This is a genomic window from Bifidobacterium vansinderenii, from assembly GCF_002234915.1.
Lineage (GTDB): Bacteria > Actinomycetota > Actinomycetes > Actinomycetales > Bifidobacteriaceae > Galliscardovia > Galliscardovia vansinderenii.
The window spans coordinates 62938-82269 of sequence record NZ_NEWD01000002.1; the positions used below are offsets into that span (position 1 = coordinate 62938).

The 19332-nt window shown below is 66.6% G+C and carries 19 protein-coding genes and 1 tRNA gene; all 20 read left to right on the top strand.

Annotated elements, in window-relative coordinates:
* Positions 1 to 187: 187 nt before the first annotated feature.
* The 20 genes from Tam10B_RS00425 to Tam10B_RS00520 all read left to right on the top strand — a co-directional run bounded on the left by Tam10B_RS00425 (position 188) and on the right by Tam10B_RS00520 (position 19328).
* Positions 188 to 463 (top strand): hypothetical protein, encoded by a 276-nt coding sequence (locus Tam10B_RS00425; RefSeq protein ID WP_093959314.1) that lies wholly within the window; start codon positions 188 to 190, stop codon positions 461 to 463.
* Complete coding sequence (locus Tam10B_RS00430; RefSeq protein ID WP_233133508.1) at positions 405 to 1871, top strand: terminase large subunit domain-containing protein; 1467 nt, start codon at positions 405 to 407, stop codon at positions 1869 to 1871. The genes Tam10B_RS00425 and Tam10B_RS00430 overlap by 59 nt, the downstream gene beginning before the upstream one ends.
* The gene (locus Tam10B_RS00435) at positions 1868 to 3325 is read left to right on the top strand and encodes a phage portal protein (protein ID WP_093959316.1); all 1458 of its coding nucleotides are present in this window, start codon (positions 1868 to 1870) and stop codon (positions 3323 to 3325) included. The genes Tam10B_RS00430 and Tam10B_RS00435 overlap by 4 nt, the downstream gene beginning before the upstream one ends.
* Positions 3264 to 4613: a VG15 protein gene (locus Tam10B_RS00440; RefSeq protein ID WP_093959317.1), complete on the top strand. Its 1350-nt coding sequence runs from the start codon at positions 3264 to 3266 to the stop codon at positions 4611 to 4613. The genes Tam10B_RS00435 and Tam10B_RS00440 overlap by 62 nt, the downstream gene beginning before the upstream one ends.
* A gap of 61 nt (positions 4614 to 4674) precedes the next feature.
* Positions 4675 to 4756, top strand: a tRNA-OTHER gene (locus tag Tam10B_RS00445).
* Positions 4757 to 4814: 58 nt separating this feature from the next.
* On the top strand, positions 4815 to 5372 hold the full coding sequence (locus tag Tam10B_RS00450) for a capsid assembly scaffolding protein Gp46 family protein (protein WP_093959318.1): 558 nt from the start codon (positions 4815 to 4817) through the stop codon (positions 5370 to 5372).
* Between the two features lie 25 nt (positions 5373 to 5397).
* Positions 5398 to 6366, top strand: a complete 969-nt coding sequence (locus Tam10B_RS00455; protein WP_093959319.1) for a major capsid protein — start codon at positions 5398 to 5400, stop codon at positions 6364 to 6366.
* The gene (locus Tam10B_RS00460) at positions 6359 to 6601 is read left to right on the top strand and encodes a hypothetical protein (RefSeq protein ID WP_093959320.1); all 243 of its coding nucleotides are present in this window, start codon (positions 6359 to 6361) and stop codon (positions 6599 to 6601) included. The genes Tam10B_RS00455 and Tam10B_RS00460 overlap by 8 nt, the downstream gene beginning before the upstream one ends.
* Positions 6598 to 6984 carry a Gp19/Gp15/Gp42 family protein gene (locus tag Tam10B_RS00465; RefSeq protein WP_093959321.1) on the top strand — a complete coding sequence of 129 codons (387 nt, stop codon included), beginning with the start codon at positions 6598 to 6600 and terminating at the stop codon, positions 6982 to 6984. Before Tam10B_RS00460 ends, Tam10B_RS00465 begins: the two co-directional genes overlap by 4 nt.
* Complete coding sequence (locus Tam10B_RS00470) at positions 6981 to 7307, top strand: hypothetical protein (protein WP_093959322.1); 327 nt, start codon at positions 6981 to 6983, stop codon at positions 7305 to 7307. The genes Tam10B_RS00465 and Tam10B_RS00470 overlap by 4 nt, the downstream gene beginning before the upstream one ends.
* Positions 7304 to 7543, top strand: a complete 240-nt coding sequence (locus Tam10B_RS00475) for a hypothetical protein (RefSeq protein WP_093959323.1) — start codon at positions 7304 to 7306, stop codon at positions 7541 to 7543. Before Tam10B_RS00470 ends, Tam10B_RS00475 begins: the two co-directional genes overlap by 4 nt.
* Positions 7540 to 7929, top strand: coding sequence for a hypothetical protein (locus Tam10B_RS00480; RefSeq protein WP_093959324.1), 390 nt, complete (start codon positions 7540 to 7542; stop codon positions 7927 to 7929). Before Tam10B_RS00475 ends, Tam10B_RS00480 begins: the two co-directional genes overlap by 4 nt.
* 21 nt (positions 7930 to 7950) lie before the next feature.
* A complete protein-coding gene (locus Tam10B_RS00485) occupies positions 7951 to 8553 on the top strand; it encodes a hypothetical protein (RefSeq protein WP_093959325.1) in 603 nt (200 codons plus the stop codon).
* Between the two features lie 16 nt (positions 8554 to 8569).
* On the top strand, positions 8570 to 8923 hold the full coding sequence (locus Tam10B_RS00490) for a hypothetical protein (protein ID WP_093959326.1): 354 nt from the start codon (positions 8570 to 8572) through the stop codon (positions 8921 to 8923).
* A complete protein-coding gene (locus tag Tam10B_RS00495; protein WP_093959327.1) occupies positions 8887 to 9273 on the top strand; it encodes a hypothetical protein in 387 nt (128 codons plus the stop codon). The genes Tam10B_RS00490 and Tam10B_RS00495 overlap by 37 nt, the downstream gene beginning before the upstream one ends.
* Positions 9274 to 9294: 21 nt before the next feature.
* Positions 9295 to 12486: a tape measure protein gene (locus Tam10B_RS13340; protein ID WP_198947485.1), complete on the top strand. Its 3192-nt coding sequence runs from the start codon at positions 9295 to 9297 to the stop codon at positions 12484 to 12486.
* Positions 12483 to 13367 (top strand): hypothetical protein, encoded by an 885-nt coding sequence (locus Tam10B_RS00505; RefSeq protein WP_093959328.1) that lies wholly within the window; start codon positions 12483 to 12485, stop codon positions 13365 to 13367. The genes Tam10B_RS13340 and Tam10B_RS00505 overlap by 4 nt, the downstream gene beginning before the upstream one ends.
* A gap of 10 nt (positions 13368 to 13377) precedes the next feature.
* Positions 13378 to 14253, top strand: a complete 876-nt coding sequence (locus tag Tam10B_RS00510) for a hypothetical protein (RefSeq protein ID WP_093959329.1) — start codon at positions 13378 to 13380, stop codon at positions 14251 to 14253.
* Complete coding sequence (locus Tam10B_RS00515; protein ID WP_233133509.1) at positions 14199 to 15464, top strand: hypothetical protein; 1266 nt, start codon at positions 14199 to 14201, stop codon at positions 15462 to 15464. Before Tam10B_RS00510 ends, Tam10B_RS00515 begins: the two co-directional genes overlap by 55 nt.
* A gap of 9 nt (positions 15465 to 15473) precedes the next feature.
* Positions 15474 to 19328 carry a hypothetical protein gene (locus Tam10B_RS00520; protein ID WP_093959330.1) on the top strand — a complete coding sequence of 1285 codons (3855 nt, stop codon included), beginning with the start codon at positions 15474 to 15476 and terminating at the stop codon, positions 19326 to 19328.
* Positions 19329 to 19332 lie beyond the last annotated feature (4 nt).

Here is a 19332-nt window from a genome sequence, read left to right on the forward strand (position 1 = left end):
CCGCAACGAAGTCGCCAAACGACTCCAAGCCGGCTCAGGCACGATCCCGACAAAAGCCACCTCTCTCCGGTTCGAATCCAGCGACTGGTAGCCCCTCCATAGGGGGATATACCCCCGCCTCCGGTCTCGAGGTGCCCTCGGGTGCAGCGCCTTTTTTTCCACGGACGTTTTTCCACAGGAGACCACCATGGCCAAGACCTCCTCGGGCGTTCGAGGAACCGTGTACAACGCCGCCAGATCCAACGACCGACGGCGGTTGCTGGTCGCGATGCGCAACAAGATCGCCACCGCGCTCGACGAGGGCGTTTCCGCACGCGACCTCGCGGCCCTGACCAAGCGACTGGACGACATCACCCGCGAGATCGAATCCATCGACGCGCGGGACAAGGCGAAGGAGAACCCCATTGTGCAGGCGTTCGGAATCGCGGACCAGCCGTTCGACCCCGATACCGGGAGCGAGTGAGCTCGTCATCCCCGACGACATGGCCACGACCAGCGAACCGTCACTCAACGCGTTCGTCGAAGCGCTCGGCTTCGCCCTCGACCCATGGCAGCGAGCCATCAACCGGCTCGCCCTCGCCAAACGCGCCGACGGCCTATGGGCCGCCCGCAACGTCGACATGAGCATCCCCCGCCAGACAGGCAAGACCTTCACCGCCGGATTCATCCCCTTCCACCGGTGCATCCGCAACCCCCGGTTCACCGCCATCTGGACCACCCACCACTTCAGCGTCACCCAGGACACGTTCCAGACCCTGCGCGACATCGCCCTCATGGACGAAATGAACCCGTTCATCGACCCCGACCACGGCATCCACTCAGCCGCCGGCAAGGAGGCCATCTACTTCCGCAACGGCAGCCGCATCGCCTTCAAGGCCCGAGAAAACGGAGCCATCCGAGGATTCAAAAAGGTAGGACTGCTCGTCCTCGACGAGGCACAGCACCTGACCGACTCCGCCCTGGCCAGCGTGCTGCCCACCCAGAACCGAGCCGACAACCCCCAGACCTGGTACATGGGCACACCACCCGGCCCCGACCAGCAGGGCGACGTATTCGCCCGACACCGGGCCAACGCGCTCGCCGGCCGGTCCGCACGCACCCTGTACGTCGAATTCTCGGCCGAACGCGGCACCGACCCGCTCGACCGCAACCAGTGGATGCGCGCCAACCCCAGCTACCCGCAGCACACCAGCGACGAAAGCATCCTGAACCTGTACGAGGAGCTCGCCCCGGACGACTTCCGCCGCGAATGCCTCGGCATCTGGGACGACGTCACGTTCCACTCCGCGATCGACCCGGACGCATGGGCCGCCGGCATCGTCGAACGACGCGCCGCCACCCCGAACGGGTGGACAGCGATCGGCGTGGACATGCCGCCCGACCGCTCCAGCCTCGCCATCGGCGCATGCCGCGCATGGCCGGACGGAATGGCCCACGTGGAACTGGCCATGTTCCGCGACACCAGGCAGCACGGCACGGCCTGGGCCGTCGACTGGATCACGCAGCGCTGGCCACGCATGGCCGCCGTCGTCATCGACGCGCAAAGCCCCGCGACCGTGCTCGTGCCCGACCTCAAACGCCGCGGCGTGCAGGTCACGCTCACCGGGCCCACCGACATGGGCCAGGCCGTCGGCCGCTTCCAGGACATGCTGCGCGACCGCAGACTCGCCCACCTCACGCAAGCGCCGCTCGACATGGCCGTGGGAGGCTGCACGCTGCGCCACATCGGCCAGTCCGGCGCCATGGGGTGGAACAAACTCGGCAGCGACGTGGACATCAGCCCGCTGGTGGCCGTCACCCTCGCCCTGCACGGCGCCATGACCAGCAGACGCAGACCAGGACAAACGCAAAGGATGATACGACTGGCATGATCAGCTTCCCCACCACCATCAGCGGCCTGACCAGCGGCGAGCAGCAGCTCTACCGTCGTCTCCTGCGCCGCCTGTACCGCAAACGCAACCGCAACCGACTGCGCTCCACCTACTACAACGGACGCAACCAGCTGCACGACATCGGCTACAGCCTGCCCCCGATCGCCAAGGACATCAGCATCGTGGTCGGATGGCCCGAAAAGGCCATCGAGGGACTCGCCAACCGCGTACGCCTCGACGGGCTCATCGCCGCCGACGGATCCACCCCCGCCGACGCCATCGGCGAGCTGACCGACGCCAACGACGTCATCCAACTCGCCCAGAGCGTTCACACCGACGCGTTCGTCCACTCGTGCAGCTTCGTCGCCGTCCTGCAGGGAGACCCGGCAAAGGGCGAGCCCGAAGCCATCATCCAGGAGTTCACCGCCGACACCGCGACCGGCGAATGGGACAAGCGACGCAAGCGACTCGCCGCCGCGCTCCTGTTCGACGTCGACGACGAATACGAGCAGGTCAACGGCATCTACCTGATGGACTACGAGCACACCGTCACCATCGAACCCGACGAACACGGCTGGCACGTCGCCGACCGGTGGGACGAGGTGTCCGGACGCATCCCGTGCGAGCTGTTCGCCTACAAGCCCGACAGCCGCCGCCCCTTCGGACGCAGCCGCATCAACCGCACCGTCATGAGCCTGACCGACTCGGCCGTGCGCACCTTCCTGCGCAGCGAGATCCAGGCCGAGCTCTATTCCGTGCCCGGACGCTACTTCCTCGGCGTCAACGAGGACATGTTCACCGACGAGGACGGCAACCTCGTGCCCAAGTGGAGGATCATGCTCGACCAGGTCCTCGCCATCCCGCGGGACCAGCTCACCGGGCAGATCCCACAGGTCGGACAGTTCCAGCAGGCATCGTTCGAGCCGCACCTCGCACAGCTGCGCCAGACCGCCACCATGTTCGCGTCAGCGACCAGCCTCCCCCCGGACGCGATGGGCGTGCTCACCGACAACCCGAGCAGCGCCGAGGCCATCGACAAGGCCAGCAAGGAACTGTGCCTGCTCGCCGAGAACTGCCACATCTGGTTCGGCCGACCATGGCAGCGCGTCATCGAGCACGCGCAGCGTATCAGCGGAGACGGGCAGACCCAGACCCTGCTGCCCCAATGGCGCAACCCCAGCACCCCGTCCAAGGCCGCCGCCGCGGACCTCGCCGTCAAACTCGTCGGCGCGAACATCCTGCCCTCCGACAGCGAGGTCACCTGGGACATGCTCGACCTGACCGACCAGCAGCGACGCATCCTACGAGGCGAAGCCCGACGCAAACGCGCCCAGGCGGCCATAGACCAGCTGAGGGCCACGACCATGCAACAGATGCAGGAGGACACTGCCGGTGGAACTCAACGACCTGCAGGTGCCGGAGAACCGACGGGAGGAACTCGAACGACAGCTTGACGCGGCCTATGACCGCTACAAGCGCGAACTTGCCAAACTGCAAAGGAACGGCGCGGCCGACATCGGCTCGATCTGGGACGACGACTTCACCTTCCCCGACGCCGAATCCCGTATCGAGGAGGCCCGCGCGATGCTGGAACGCTACAGCGACCGCGCAGGCCAGCTCGCCAGCGACTACTACGACTCGATACGAGAGCTCTGGGGAAAGTACTCCGGCGTTGAGCTGCCGGAATTCGACCGTGGCGACATGCTTGACCCGAACCGTGTCGTCTGGCAGCTCGCCGGCGGATTCAACCAGACCGACTATCCCGGACTCCACTATCAGGACGTGATCCCCGGCGCCGACGGCGAAGTCCACAACAAGTACGGCAAGAGCATCGAGGAACTCTGGCCCAAGACCGACGACATGGCGGGCTACCAGTCATACATCGCACGCTTGGTCATGTCTGCCGGGCGTCTGACCCTCATGGACACGATCGGCCGAGATCCAACCCAGCCTCGCTGGGCGCGTGTGCCCAACGGGCCCACATGCGAGTTCTGCGTCATGCTCGCTTCCCGAGGCTGGGTGTACTGGACCGAGGACAGCGCCAGACTGGGTGGCAGCTTCCACAACGGTAACTGCGACTGCTCCGTCGTTCCCTCGTGGGGCGCCCAGAAGCTCAAGGGGTACGATCCCGACAGGCTCTATGAGCAATACCAGCAATGCGCCGACACCGCGGCCCGACTGACCACCCGCGAGGAATACCGGAAATACGAGGCCTCCTTCATCCCGAAGGCCGATAAGGACAAGCCGCTCGAATACAAGGAATGGAAACGCAACCGAATCCTCGCCGAGATGCGCACCCGTGACCGCCAGTGGCTATACGACGGGACCCCCACCCCGATCACCTATCTGAAGACCAGAGAGGACATCGCCAAGAACGAGCCTCGCGACCTTTTCGCGATAGACAGCCTATCCGCCAACGGATTCGCCCTAACGACACGTTCCGAAGATGCGCCGGTCGGGTATTCCAACATCGACCTGGAGATCGGGGGCCTGATCTGGGAAATCAAAAGCCCGAACAACGGCAACGTGCGATGCGTCGAATCGAACCTCAGAAAAGCCAAGAGACAGTTCGCCCAAGCCTACCCGAACCCGCTGTCGGTGGTCAGAGTCGTATTCAACGGCAAATACCTGGCATTGGACGACGAGTGGCTGGCGGGCGAATTGCTCAGACGAGCCAATCAACACGGCATAGACGAGGTGCTCCAGGTACGAAAGGACGGAACCATTCTGCGAATCAAATAAGGCGGTTCAAGTCCCTATTAGCAGAGCCCTGAAACCGCCTTACACCCTCATCATACCACCCGGCGGATTGCCAGAGCGGTCGATTGGGGCCGGCTGTACCCGGCTGCATTCTTGCCTCGCAGGTTCGAATCCTGCATCCGCCACGTACCGCGGACCCCGCACGCCGCGTCGCTAACCGTGCGCCATCACCAAGGAGGACCCATGCACAACAAGTTCCTGCAGTACCGGCTCCGTCGTCTGCGTCTCGCCGACACCGGCGGCGACGAGGGCAGCGGCTCCGAGCAGAGCCACGACGCCGGAGCTCTGAACGAGCACAAGGATGACCAGTCCAAGGACTTCAGCCGCGCCCTGGCCAAACGCGCCGCCGAGATCGAGGCCAAGTACTCGGACTACGAGGAGCTGAAAGCCAAGGCCGCGAAATACGACGCGCAGGAAAGCGAGTCGAAGTCCGACCTCGACAGGCTCGGCGAACGTCTCGCCGCAATCGAGAAGGAACGCGACGAGCTGAAGGCCGCCGACGCCCATCGCACGCTCGTGACCAAGATCGCCGCCGACACGGGACTGCCCACGGACATGGTCGCCCTGCTGTCCGGAGACGACGAGAACACGCTGGCCGAGCAGGCCAAGAAGCTCTCCTCGCTGATGGAGAAGACCACGACAAGGCAGCGCGGCCCCAAGGCCGCATCCCAGAACGGCAAACGCCCGCCCGAGGACGCGAAGTCCGCCATGGACATGCTGCGCGCCGCCTACGCCGACTAACCGACAACATCGAAAGGAAACCATCATGTCGCTCACCCTGGCCGAATCGGCCAAACTGTCCACCGACGCCCTGCAGCGCGGCGTACTCGAAACGTTCGTGCAGGAAAGCCCCGTGCTCGACCGCATCCCGTTCCTGAGCATCGAGGGCAACTCCTACGCGTACAACGAGGAGGCCACCCTGCCCGGCGTCGCGTTCCGCAACGTGAACGAGGCATACGCGGAATCCACCGGCACCGTCAACCAGAAGAGCGAGAAGCTCGTCATCCTGGGCGGCGACGCCGACGTGGACCGCTTCATCCAGCAGACCCGCTCCAACCTCAACGACCAGCGTGCCACCCAGACCGCCATGAAGGTCAAGGCGATCTCCTACAAGTTCCAGCAGACGTTCTTCAACGGCGACACCGCCACCGACGCGAAGAGCTTCGACGGTCTGCGCAAGCGACTGACCGGCAACCAGGTCATCAGCCCCGCCGCCGGAGGACTGAAGGTCCTGGGCAACGGCGGCACCGACGTGCACGCGTTCCTCGACAAGCTCGACGAGCTGCTCGCCGCGGTCAACGGCATCGGCCCGTCCAACGGCGCGATCTACATGAACCGCACGATCATGGGCAGGTTCCGCTCCGCGCTGCGCCACATCGGCTACGACACCACCCTCCAGCAGGACATCACCGGCAAGCGCACCCTCATGTGGAACGGCATCCCCGTGCTCGACGCCGGCACCAACACCGACGGCAGCATGGTCCTCGCCCAGAACGAGACCTTCGGCACCGGCGACACCGCGCCCAAGAACACGTCCAGCATCTACGCGGTCAAGTTCGGCGGCGACGAGGGAGACCAGGCCGTCACCGGCCTGACCAACGGAGGCGTCATGGTCGAGGACCTCGGCCAGCTGCAGGAGAAGCCCGCCTACCGCACCCGCGTCGAGTTCTACTGCGGCCTCGGCGTGTTCGGAGGCAAGGCCGCCGCACGCCTGAACGGAGTGCTCAATGCCTAAGCCGACCGACGACGTGACCACCGACATCCTCGACGAGCCCACGGCCACGCCGGCGCCGACGCCCGAACCGGACCCCGAACCCGCGGCGTCTCCCGCCGGCGACACCGCACCCACGGAGCCCACCGTCGAGGGGCTGCGCGTGGAATCGTTCGAGACCACGCGACCGGACGGCACACGAGTGCGCGTCGTCCGCGACATCGACACCGGGCGCCAGACCGTCGAGGAACTGCCGTGAGCAAGCCGTTCGCCAGCGTGGACGAGCTCGAAGCCGGATGGCACACGCTGAACGACGAGGAACGCGCCCGCGCCCAAACGCTGCTGGCGCGGGCGTCGCGCATCATCAGAGCCGACTGCCCCCACTGGCAGCGGTACGAGATCCGCACGCCCGGCCTGTGCGCCGACACCTGCTGCGAGATGGTCAAACGCGCCATGCTCGCGGACCAGAACGGCGCACCGGCAGGCGTCAGCCAGATGAACACGACCACCGGCCCGTTCACCGACGGGTACACGTTCGCCAACCCCATGGGCAACCTGTACATGCTCGACACCGAGAAACGACGACTCGGCGCCGGCGCGGGCCGGGCGTTCACCCTCACCATGTCCAGGAGCGGCGAGTGAACACGGAGACCGTCCCATTCCAGCGGCACGAAACCCGCATGGAGCACGGCAGGCGCGTCGCCGGCGAGCCGACCGAACTCGGCGCCCTGCACGTGCTCGCCGCTCCCGGCACCTACGAGCGGCAGACCGACACCGGGAGACTGGTGGTCACGTCGGGCTACGACCTGTACCTGCGCGGCACGCCCCCGTTCGATGTGCGCGTCGGGGACACGGCCGTGGTGCGCGGCGAGACCCTGACCGTCACCCGCACGCCCGAGGACTGGCGGCGCGGCGACCGCCGCATCGGCGTCCAATACCACGTGGAAAGGAGCCTCGACTCATGAAACCCGGCAAACTCGTGCTCGACCGGCTGAAGGTCTCCCGATACCTGCTCCACAACGCGACGATCCTCGACAACGTCGAATCCCAGTTTCACGGGATGGCCACCGCGCACCGTGCCATCAAGGTGTACCGCAACGAGGACGGCGACCGCGGCAACGTCGTGGCCACCATCCCCAAGGCCGTCGAGGACGCGCACCGCGGCACGCTGGCCGGATTCCCCGGAAGGCTGACCCTATGACCCCCGCGCTCACCGGCGTCGACCCGTCCGACATGATCCTCGACGGGCTCTCCGGCGCTCTGCCAGGCATCAGGTTCGGCTGGGACATGCCCGACGGCCTGCAGGCGAAGACGCTGCTCACCCTGGATCCGGGGGCCATGCCCACGCCCGCATCCCAGTACATGACGCTCACATTCAGCTGTTACGCGTTCCAGGCGGACGGTACCGCCGACACGCCGACGGCCATGCGAATGTTCCGTCAGTGCGCCCGATGGCTGCTTGCCCACCGCAAGACCGGCCCTCTCGTCGACGCCTCCCTGCAGGCCGGCCCCACCATCAACCACGACACCCGGCTGGGCGTCGACTACGCGTACGGGGCGGTCCTGCTCACCGTCGCCGCACGATAACCAATCGAAAGGAAAACGATCATGGCAACCAGTCTGGAGGCGCAGCTGCTCGCGGCCGGCGCCGCCGGCCTCGACTTCGTGTCCACCGGCAACAACAGCGACCTCGTCAAGCTCATCAAGGAGGCCGCGATCTACAAGTTCGACGTGAACGAGACGCTCACGTTTGGACCGAACTGGCGTCCCGCCGACGGCAAGGACCCGTTCGGCTACTTCTCCGAGGACGGCATCGTCATCCACCCCGAATCCGGCGACAGCAACGACTTCAAGGCCCACAACGGCAACGTCGTCATCTCGCAGAGCTCCGGCGGCTACTGGACCATCCAGTTCACCGGCCTCGAGTCCAAGAAGGAGGTCGTCGAGACCTACTTCGACGCCACCATCGGAGAGGACGGCGGCCTGACCATCAGCTCGGCCGAATGCAACCGGATCAGCCAGTACGTCGTCGCCGGCCTCACCCAGAGCGAGGACCTCATCCTCCTGCACGTCCCCAAGGCCAAGGTCAACGAGCGCGAGGACATCACCTGGAACGTGAGCAAACTGCAGAACTTCGGCATGACCCTGCGCACCTACAGGGACTCCACGAAATACCCGTACTTCATGAAGGCCTACGGCTTCGCAGCCTGACCGGAAGGAACACCGCATGAGCGACAAGCAGTACACGCAGATCACCCCCGAGCACATCACCGACGACGTCGACCCCCGTCCCGTGCACATCCAGTACGGCAGCGTGAAGATGGACCTACCCCGCCTCGACGACAGCAGGCAGATGCCTACCGCCGTCATGATCGCCGGCATGAGCGTCGCCTCCAAGGGCTGGGACAACCTCGACGAGAACGAGCAGACCGGGTTCATGGCCGTGCTCCTCGCCTGGCTGTCCCGCGAATACCCGCGGTTCGAACGCGAGCTCGACACCAGGAGCGGCGACAAGATCAAGGACATCGGCCTCGTGTTCCAGGCATGGGCGCAGGCCTCGAAGGCCGACCCAAAAGCCTGATCGTCCTGCACCTGTGGCTGGAGCACCGGGCCGCGCTCCAGTACGACTGGATCCGCGCATGGGGCTGTCCGCTGGATCTCAAGGCCATGCCCCTGTATGCGGCATGGCCCATGCTCTGGCAGATCCTCATGGACCACTCCAGCCACAGCTACGCCGCACTGGCCGGATACGCGTGGATCCCCGACCCCGCCGACAAGTACATCCACGCCTACAACCAGGGCATGAGCAAGATACGGATCCGCCCGCCCTGGCAGACCACCGTCACGCAGACCGACCCGGCCAAGCCGAAAAGGCCGCATGACGAACGACTCAGACGCCGGCTCAAGGACCGTCTGGGCATAACCGAATAGCGAAAGACCGGAGGGAGCCGCATGGCCAAGGATCTGGGAACCTACTACATCCTCGTCCAGCCCTCCACCAAGGGGCTGGGCAAGGCCATCGAGGGCAGTCTCGACGACGCCACCAGCAGCGGCGTGCAGAAATCCTCCAGGACGATCCTGTCCCGCGTCGGCGGCGCGTTCACCAAGGTCGGCAAGATCGGCGTCGGCGCGGTCGCCGGTGTTGCCACCGGGCTCGTCGGTCTGGCGGCCAAGGGCGGCTTCGACCGCGCCCTGAACATCGAGAACGCGCAGGCCAAGCTCAAGGGCCTCGGTCACGACTCGGAGTCCGTCAGCGAGATCATGAACAACGCCCTCGCCTCCGTCAAGGGCACCGCGTTCGGTCTCGGCGACGCCGCAACCGTCGCCGCCAGTCTGAGTGCATCGGGCGTCAAAAGCGGCAAGCAGCTGACCGACGTGCTCAAGACCGTGGCCGACACCGCCCAGATCAGCGGCCGCGAACTGACGGACGTGGGCACGATCTTCGGATCCGTGGCCGCGCGCGGCAAGCTCCAGGGCGACGACATGCTCCAGCTGATGAGCTCGGGCATCCCGGTGCTGCAGATGCTCGCCAACCATCTGGGCACCACGTCCGAGGCCGTCAGCGACATGGTGAGCGCCGGCGAGATCGATTTCCAGACCTTCGCCGACGCCATGCAGGAGGGGCTCGGCGGCGCCGCCCAAAGCGCCGGCACCACGTTCACCGGCGCCCTCGCCAACGTCAAGGCCGCCTTGAGCCGTCTCGGCGAGACCGCCGCCACGCCCGTGCTCAACGGACTGCGAGACCTGTTCAACCAGCTCATCCCCGTCATCGACCAGTTCGCCGCCACCGCCGAACCCGCACTCAAGGCGTTCGGCGACATCCTCGGCACCACGCTCGCCCAGGCGGTGCCCACCGCCAACAGCCTCCTGCAGCAGCTGCAGGGCACGCTCCAGTGGTACGAGGAGCACGGCGCGCCCATCAGCGCGGCGCTCATGGCCATCGCCGCGGGGTTCCTCGCGGTCAAGGGCTACCAGACCCTCAACGGCGGGCTCACGGCACTGACCAGGACCATGGACGCGGTCGCCTCGGGCGCCCAGTCGGCGGGCAGGGCCCTGCTGCTCATGCAGGATCTCGGCGGCCCGGCAGCGGCGCTCCGGACCTACGCGGGCAGCCTCACCCTAGTCGCCAACGCGCAGAAGGCGCTCTCCAGCGGCCAGGCCATGTTCACCGCGATCAAGGGAGCCGCCACGGGATTCGGCGCGGCGCTGTCCGGCACGATCGGCGTGATGGGCATGGTCGGCATCGGCGTCGCCGCGGTCGTCGCCGCCATGGCCCTGTTCTTCACCCAGACCGAGACCGGACGAGCGGCATGGCAGTCGTTCATGCAGTTCCTCCAGCCGCTCTGGCAGCAGGTGCAGGCGGCGTGGCAGGCCGCCCTGCCGGTCCTCCAGTCGCTCATGCAGTCGATCGGGAACACGATCTCCAACGTCGTCTCGACGGTGGGACCGGTCCTGTCCTCCCTCGCGTCCAGCATCGGCCCGCTGCTCTCCTCGATCGCCTCGGGGATGGCGGACCGGTTCCAGACCATCGTCGGCGTGGTCGGTTCCGTGCTGCAGCAGATCGGGCCGACGCTGGGGCAGATCGGCGGGCAGATGGCCGACGCGTTCGCCACGCTCGCCCAGGCCTCGATGCCCGTGCTGGAATCCCTGGCGGGACTGCTGTCCACGATCCTGCAGCCGATCATCGCGCAGCTGCCGGCACTGTCCGACGCGTTCGCCCAGCTCGGGCAGGCGTTCGCCCAGGCCGGCGCGGATCTCGCCCCGGTCATGGCCGACATGATGACGCAGATCGGCGACGCGCTGGCACAGCTCTCCCCGGTCATCGCCGAACTCGTCACCGCGTTCGCGCAGCTCGGTCCGGCGCTGCTCACCCCGCTCATCGCACTGGCATCCACGCTCATGTCCGCGCTGGCCCCCGTGATCACGATGGTCGCCGGACTGGCCGCGCAGATCCTGCCCGTGATCATGCAGCTCGCCACCACGCTGGTCAGCGCGCTCGTGCCGGTCATCACCACGATCATCAGCCTAGCCGCGCAGATCCTGCCGGTCATCGCCCAGATCCTGCCGGTCATCGCCCAACTGGTCTCCATGCTCGTGGGCACGCTCGTCCCCGTCGTCGTGCAGCTGGCGGCCACGCTGGTCAGCGCGCTGGTACCGGTCATCACGCTGATCGTGTCCGCGATCGCCGCGTTCCTGCCCGTCGTGGCCACCCTCGTCACCACGCTGGTGAGTCTGCTGATCCCCGTGATCACCGCCATCGTCAACGTCATCACCGCCATGGTGCCGGTCATCACGGCGGTCGTGTCCGCGATCATCGGCGTGGTCACCCCCGTGATCACCACGATCATCGGCGTCATCCAGAGCGTGGTCACCGTGCTCACCGGCGTGATCACGTTCCTCACCGGCGTGTTCACCGGCAACTGGAGTCAGGCGTGGGACGGCATCAAACAGGTGTTCTCCGGCGTATGGCAGGCCATCAAGAGCATCCTGTCCGGCGCATGGAACACGGTGCAGGCGCTTATCCGCGGCGGTCTGACCGTCATCACCAGCCTGTGGAACGCGGCGTGGAACGGACTGTCCGGCGCGTTCAGCGCGATCTGGAACGGCATCAAGACCGCCGCCAGCAGCGGCGTGAACGCCGTCGTGAGCGTGATCACCGGCATCAAGGACAAGATCACCGGCGCGTTCGCGAACGCCGGAAGCTGGCTCGTCAACGCCGGCAGCAACATCGTCAACGGTCTGGTCGACGGCATCAAGGGCGCCGTGAGCAAGGTCGTCGAGGCCGCCAAGAGCGTCGCCGACAGCGCCATCAACGCCGCCAAGAACGCGCTCGGCATCCACTCGCCGTCCCGAGTGTTCCGCGACCAGATCGGCCTGATGATCGGCGCCGGCATGGGGCAGGGCGTGAGCATGTCACGCGGGCTCGTGGAACGGTCCCTCGACGAGATGACCGCCAAGCTCCAGTCCGGCATCGAACCGCTGGTCGTGCCAGTGACCGCGCTGGCCACGACCGGAGGCAACGGCACGACCAGCGTCGTGCAGAACTTCACCACGAAGGTGGTGCGCGCCGACAGCGACCTGCACGTCGCCGCCAGCATCATCCACCGCAACGCGGCAAGGGAGGCGAGGCTGATGCTCGCATGAACCACACGATCGAAACGGTCGAACTCCGCGCGGGAGCCACCACGCTGACCCTGCACGGGGGCGCCGTGGACGACATCGACGGCCTGTACGTCACCGAGGACGGCATCGAGGGATGGCTGTCCACCCCGGATCTGAAGGTCACCAGCCAAGAGCGTGGCATCGGCGACGGCGCGCACGACATCCCCGACGGCATGATCCACTACGCCGCCAGAACCATAACCCTGCACTGGGCCGCCGTCTCGGAGAACCGTGACGCCCTGCAGCGACTGATCACCTCCATGGGCCTGCTGACGGGCCGGCAAATCACCATCCGCGTCATGGACGGCGAACAGGACACCTACTGCACCGGATACGCGTCGGTAGACGTCAACGCCGCATGGCCCGACAGGGTCCTGACCAAGAACCAGCTGACCATCGTCTGCCCGCGCCCGGAACGGCTCGCGTGGCAGGAACAGCGGCTGCAGCTGTCGGCCGCGCATGCGGGCGGGGGCGGCGGCCTGTCCTACGGGAGCGGAGTGAAGGGCCTCTCCTACCCATTGTCGTACGGGGACGTGGCCGTGGACGCGCGCAACGTGGGCGTGCTGCGCAACGGGGGTACGTATCCGGCAGCGCCCGTGTTCACCGTGCACGGGCCGATGCCCGACGGGGTGACGCTGCGCATGGGCTCGGACGCGATCCTCGCCTACGGACAGCCGATCGGCATGGTGCCGCTGGTTTTGGACTGCCGCAGCCGTACCGCCACGATCGGCGGCATGGACGTCAGCCGCGGTCTCACGGCGCGCGGCTTCCCCACGGTACCGGCCGGGGGCAGCGTGCCGGTCGTGCTGGAGTCGCCGGGCGGCGGGGTCGTGGACTGCCTGATCAGGGACACCTACATGTAAAGGAGACTTCATGGTTACCGCACTGGGCGTGGCGCCCGACAGGAACGGCAACGGCGTGGACCCGCTCACACACCGCAAAATCATCATGGGCCGGTGGATGACACCGGGCGTCACGTTCGGCCTGGACGTGACACGGCGCAGCGACCTGCGCTACGACGTGGCCGAGGGCAACGCGATCTGCAGCAGGGACGGCATGGGCGCCGACGGGATGACGGAGGCGTACTGGCCGGGAGGCCCGACCCCCGCGGTCGCGCCTGGCGACCCGTCGAACCCGCGCTACGACGTGATCTGGATCAGCGCACACGACGTGACGCAGGGCGACACGGACAACCAGGTGACGCTCAACGTGACCAGCGGCACGCCCGCCGCGTCGCCCGCCATGCCGAGCCTGCCGGCAGGCGCGGTGATCCTCGGGGTGCGCCTGCTCGCCGCCGGGGCGACCAGCACGCAGAACTCCGCCGCCTACGACTCGCAGCACTACGCGATCCCGTACGGAGCGACCATGGGCCGGCTCGGCTACGCGGAGAACACCCTGACCATCGAGCAGAACCACGACGACACATGGTACGTGCAATGCTCGGCCAGCACGTCGTACATGGCCCAGGACCGGCTCGTGGACGTGGTCTGGACCGGCAGGGCCAGCGCCGACGGCGACGCGATCGGCAGCTACTACCTCAAGGTCCAGATCGACGGCGTGGACAAAACCGACGGACTGGACGAGGTGCTCGTCAATCGCATCTGGTCCCGCAGCCGCGTCACCTGGACGCTCAAGCTGCCCGCCGGCTCGCACACCGTCACCATCCTCGCCAAATGCAACACGAACGAGGCCAAATGGTGGTGGCGCGGCGTGCGCAACGTCACCGTCTGGGACCGGGCGATGGCATGACCTGGACCCACTACCTGTACGACACCACCACCGGATTGCTTGGTAGTCCGATCGACCTGCCCGCCTTCCAATGGAGCGTCAGCGTGTCCGACAGCACGCTGTCGACCACCCGTGACAAGGGCGTGGGCGAGGACGACGTGTCCGGCCTGAAGGTCCCGTGGAGCGCGGTGCCCGGCAGCACGCCGGCGGCTAGGAACGCGGCCCTGATGGCCGGCAAGCGGTCGATCGTCAGCATGTGGCGGCCCGCCGGCGCGGATCCCTCCTCGCCCGGCATCCCGATCGTCACCGGCTGCATCGAACCACGCACCGACACCTGGAACGACACGAGCTTTTCGCTCCTGTCGACGATGCAGCAGCTCGCCTACCGGATCGTGGTCCCCGAAGGCCGGTTCGGCATGGACGAGGGCGGCACCAGCCGCAGCTCGATCACGGTCAACGGCTCCTACCGGGCGATCGCCTGCGAGGCCATCCGCCTCGCCACGTCGGCCAAGCCGGGCGGGGCGCTGCCGATCGACCTGCCGTATGCCGGCGAGGACGGCACACGGACACGCACGTGGGCCACGTGGAACGTGCAGAACCTCTCCTGCCTCGACGTGCTCACCAAACTCAGCAATGTGCAGGCCGGCCCCGACATGCAGTTCCGCCCCTACCTCGCCGACGCGCAGCACGTGCGTCAGCGGTTCGTCGCCGCCAGCGACGGGGACGTGTACCTCGGACAGGACGTCATGCACAGCCTCAGGGCGTTTCCCGGAGGCGGGGACGTGGACGACCTGACCATCACCAGGGCCGCGCCCATCCAACGCGTCTACATGACCGGCGCGGGCACCGACGAGGCCACCCTGTGCACGCTGGCCGAGGACCGCACCCTCATCGAGATGATGGACCCATGGCCGCTGCGCGAGAGCGCGAAAAGCGACACGGACCTCGACAACATCCCCCTGCTCACGGCGCACGCCACGGCCACGTTGAACGCGAACAGCAGGCCGCTCATGCAGGCGTCCTGCACGATCGACATAGCCGACGAGGACGCGAGCGGCAGCCCGCTGCATCCGCTCGGCTCGTTCTGGCCCGGCGAACTGTTCACCGTGTCCATCAGCTCGTATCCGTCGCTGCCCGACGGCGACTACCTGATGCGCCTCATGCAGATGAAGGGAGACGAGACCAGCACCGTCAAACTCGTCTTCGACATCATGGACGACCCGATCTACTAGGAGGCACACATGGCGGAACACTACCTATTGAATCCAGACCCCGACGATCTGGCCCTGTCGGTCGCCCAACGCGCCCTGTTGGAGGCACGCAGCCAGCAGACCATGAGGGCGGGCAGCATCTGGGTGCCCAACGGCGACGGCAGCGGCGCGGGCACCATGATCGGACCGCTCGCGGGAGGCCAGGGCATGTCCGACTGGGTGGGCGACACCACCGTCCCGCCCCGGCCGACCGGACTGGGCGCGACGAGCACGATGGGCATCGTGGCGGTCACGTGGGACGGGCGTCTGGAGGAGGAGACGCCACCGGATTTCGACTGCATCGAGATCCGCATCACCCTGCCCGACTCGACCGTGCAGACGCTAGGCCGCATGAGTGCGGCCGGCGAGCTCACGTCCGGCAGCCTCACCCCCGGCCAGAAGGTCACCGTCACCGCCCGCTCCTACGACCGCGCCCACGCCGTGGATGGCTCGACCGCGCCCAACGTGAGCGCGGACTCGGACCCGATCGGCGTGACCGTCAGCAGCGCGATCGACGACGCCGAGTTCGACCGGATCAACCAGGACCTGCAGGACGCGCTCGACCAGATGCACGACCTGAGCCAGACCGTCACCAGCATCGACGGCAAGACCACCGTCTCCGGCAGCGCGCCCACCACGGCCGACGCCAATGGCAAGCCCGAAGGCGCCATGTGGACCCAGATCGACAGCACCGGCAAGGTGCTCGGCATGTGGGTGCTCCGCAACGGCACGTGGATCAAAACCAGCTCCGACGCGACGATCCCGGACGGCATATTCGACGACATCAACAACCGGCTGGACGAGGCCGAAAAGGACCTCACCGACCTGTCCAAGACGGTCACCTCGATCGACGGGAAGACCACGGTGTCAGGCAAGGCCCCCACCACGGAGGATGCGAAGACCCACCCCGAGGGCGCCATGTGGACCCAGATCGACAGTACCGGCAAGGTGCTCGGCATGTGGGTGCTCAGGAACGGCGCATGGGTCAAGACGTCGTCCGACGTGACCATCCCCGACAGCGCGTTCGACGAGGTGAACAAGCGGATCGACCAGGCCATCAAGGACATGGACGATCTGGGCAAGACCGTCACCAGCATCGACGGGAAGACCACGGTCTCCGGCAGCGCGCCCACCACGGCCGACGCCAAGGGCAGGCCCGAGGGCGCCATGTGGACCCAGATCGACAGTACCGGCAAGGTGCTCGGCATGTGGGTGCTCCGCAACGGCACGTGGCTCAAGACGTCGTCCGACGTGGAGATCCCGGACGGCGCGTTCGACGACATCAACAACCGGTTGGACGAGGCCGAGAAGGACCTCACCGACCTGTCCAAGACCGTCACCAGCATTGACGGAAAATCCACCGTCTCCGGCAAGGCCCCCACCACGGCCGACGCCACGGGCAGGCCCGAGGGCGCCATGTGGGTGCAATTGGGAGCCACGGGCCAGCCACTGGGCCGCTGGTACCTGCACGACGGCGCGTGGATCGAGGAGAAGGCCGGACTGTCGGAACTGCCCTCGTGGGTGCGCACCGACATCGACCAGGCGCTCGCCCAGGCCAAGGACGCCAAGACCACCGCGGACGGCAAGAACCGAATATTCGCCCAGACGACGGAGCCGACCCATACGGGCCGTGTGAACGGCGACCTGTGGAGGAAGCTCGACGCATCCGGGAACATCATCGGCGAATACGTATGGAACGGCACCGTATTCGTCGCTCATGCGATCACGGCCGACAGCGTCCTGCTGCCCGGCAGCGCGACCGGCTCGACCCTGATCAAACCCGGGTCCATCACCGTGGGCACGATCCACATCGGATCCGGCGAGATCCTCACCGAACTCCTCAAGGCGCGCAAGATCACCACGTCCGACATCAGCACCGCGGGACTCGACGCCGGGGTCATCACCACGGGATACCTGAGCGCCGCCCGCATCAAGGCCGGCAGCCTCGACGCGTCACAGGTGCTCGTCAAGGGGTCGGTCGGCAGCGTGCTGATCGCCGACGGCGCCATCACCTCCAAGAACATCAGCATCGGCAACGGCGAGATCCTCACCGAACTCCTCAAAGCCAGAAAGATCACCACGTCCGACATCAGCACCGCCGGACTGGATGCGGGTGTCATCACCTCGGGCTACATCAGCGCGGCGCGCATCAAGGCCGGCAGCCTCGACGCCTCTCAGGTGCTGGTGCCCGGCAGTGTGGACGGCGGCGTGCTCATCAAGGACGGCACGATCACCGCCAAGAACATCAAGATCGGCAACGGCGAGATCCTCACCGAACTCCTCAAGGCGCGCAAGATCACCAGCACGGACATCAGCACCGCGGGACTCGACGCGGGCGTGATCAAGTCCGGCTACATCAACGCCGCCCGCATCCAAGCCGGATCACTGGACGCAAGCAAGGTCCTCGTCAAGGGGTCGGTCGGCAGCGTGCTGATCGCCGACGGCGCCATCACCGCCAAGAACATCAGCATCGGCAACGGCGAGATCCTCACCGAACTCCTCAAGGCGCGCAAGATCACCACCGGGGACATCACGGCCGACGGACTGGACGCCGGCGTGATCACCACCGGCTACCTGAGCGCCGCCAGAATCAAGGCCGGCTCATTGGACGCCTCTCAGGTGCTGGTGCCCGGCTCGATCGACGGCGGCGTGCTCATCAAGGACGGCACGATCACCGCCAAGAACATCAAGATCGGCAACGGCGAGATCCTCACCGAACTCCTCAAGGCGCGCAAGATCGTGGCGGACGACATCCAGGCGGGCGCGTTCAGCGGCTACACGTTCACCGGCAGCACATTCCAGTCCACGACCTGGGGCACGCCGAAGTCCAACAGCTGGCAGCTCAACAACCAGCGGCTCGAATGGTGGAACGACGGCGTCAAGACCATCTATTTGGACGGCACCGGCAAGGAAAACCTCCTCACCGGCACGTTCCAGACCGGCACCAGCGGCAACCGCGTGGTCCTCAGCCCGGAGTTCACCCAGTTCACCATCGGCGGCAGCGACACCATGTACGGTTCGGGCATCAGCTTTCCCATGTCCGGCACGTACGCACAGATGCCGTACATCGCCACCGAGGCCAGCACCAGTACGGAGGGCGACGTATCCGCACTCACGTTCAACGGTGGCCGCCGCGACAACGGATCCCTCGGCACGGGCCACGGATACGGGGCGTTCGGCCGTCTCGGAATGCGCCGCGACAGCCAGAAGCGCCAGCGCGCGACCGTGTACTTCAACGCGTGCGCGGACTACGACCACACCAACGACACCGACAAGACCCAACGGGAATGGAACTCCTATCTGAGCCTGCTCGTGCCCGACGAGGAGGACACCATCTCGACGCTGGGCGCGAACTCACCGACCCGGTGGGGACGCCACTGGGTCAACGTCTCCCAGGGACAGGCCGGCATGCGCATCGACGACGACAAGTCCGGCGCCTCCAACTACGCCGACATCCGCGGGGACATCCAGCAGGGCTTCTCCAGTCTCGAGTCCGGCGACGTCAATGGCACCGTCGGAATCCAGGCGAACATCACCAAGGGATACGTGTACCTCGGCGGATTCCTCGGCGGGTATACCAGCCGTCAGACGTTCCAAACGATCAACTGGCTCGCCTGGGGGCAGGGCATGGCCGCCGGACAGACCGGCTCCGTCGTCTGGACATGGGATCCGCCGAAGTACGGCGGCTACCACGTGCTCGCCCAACCGGTATGCGAATGGAGCGAGGTCCAGGCCCACCCAAAAAGCGACCACATCTCCAGCCAATGCGAGGTCACGTTCTGGAACGGGGCGGGATCCAGCAGCGACAAGGTGTACTGCAACGGCTACGCATGGCTGCACAGTTAGGAGA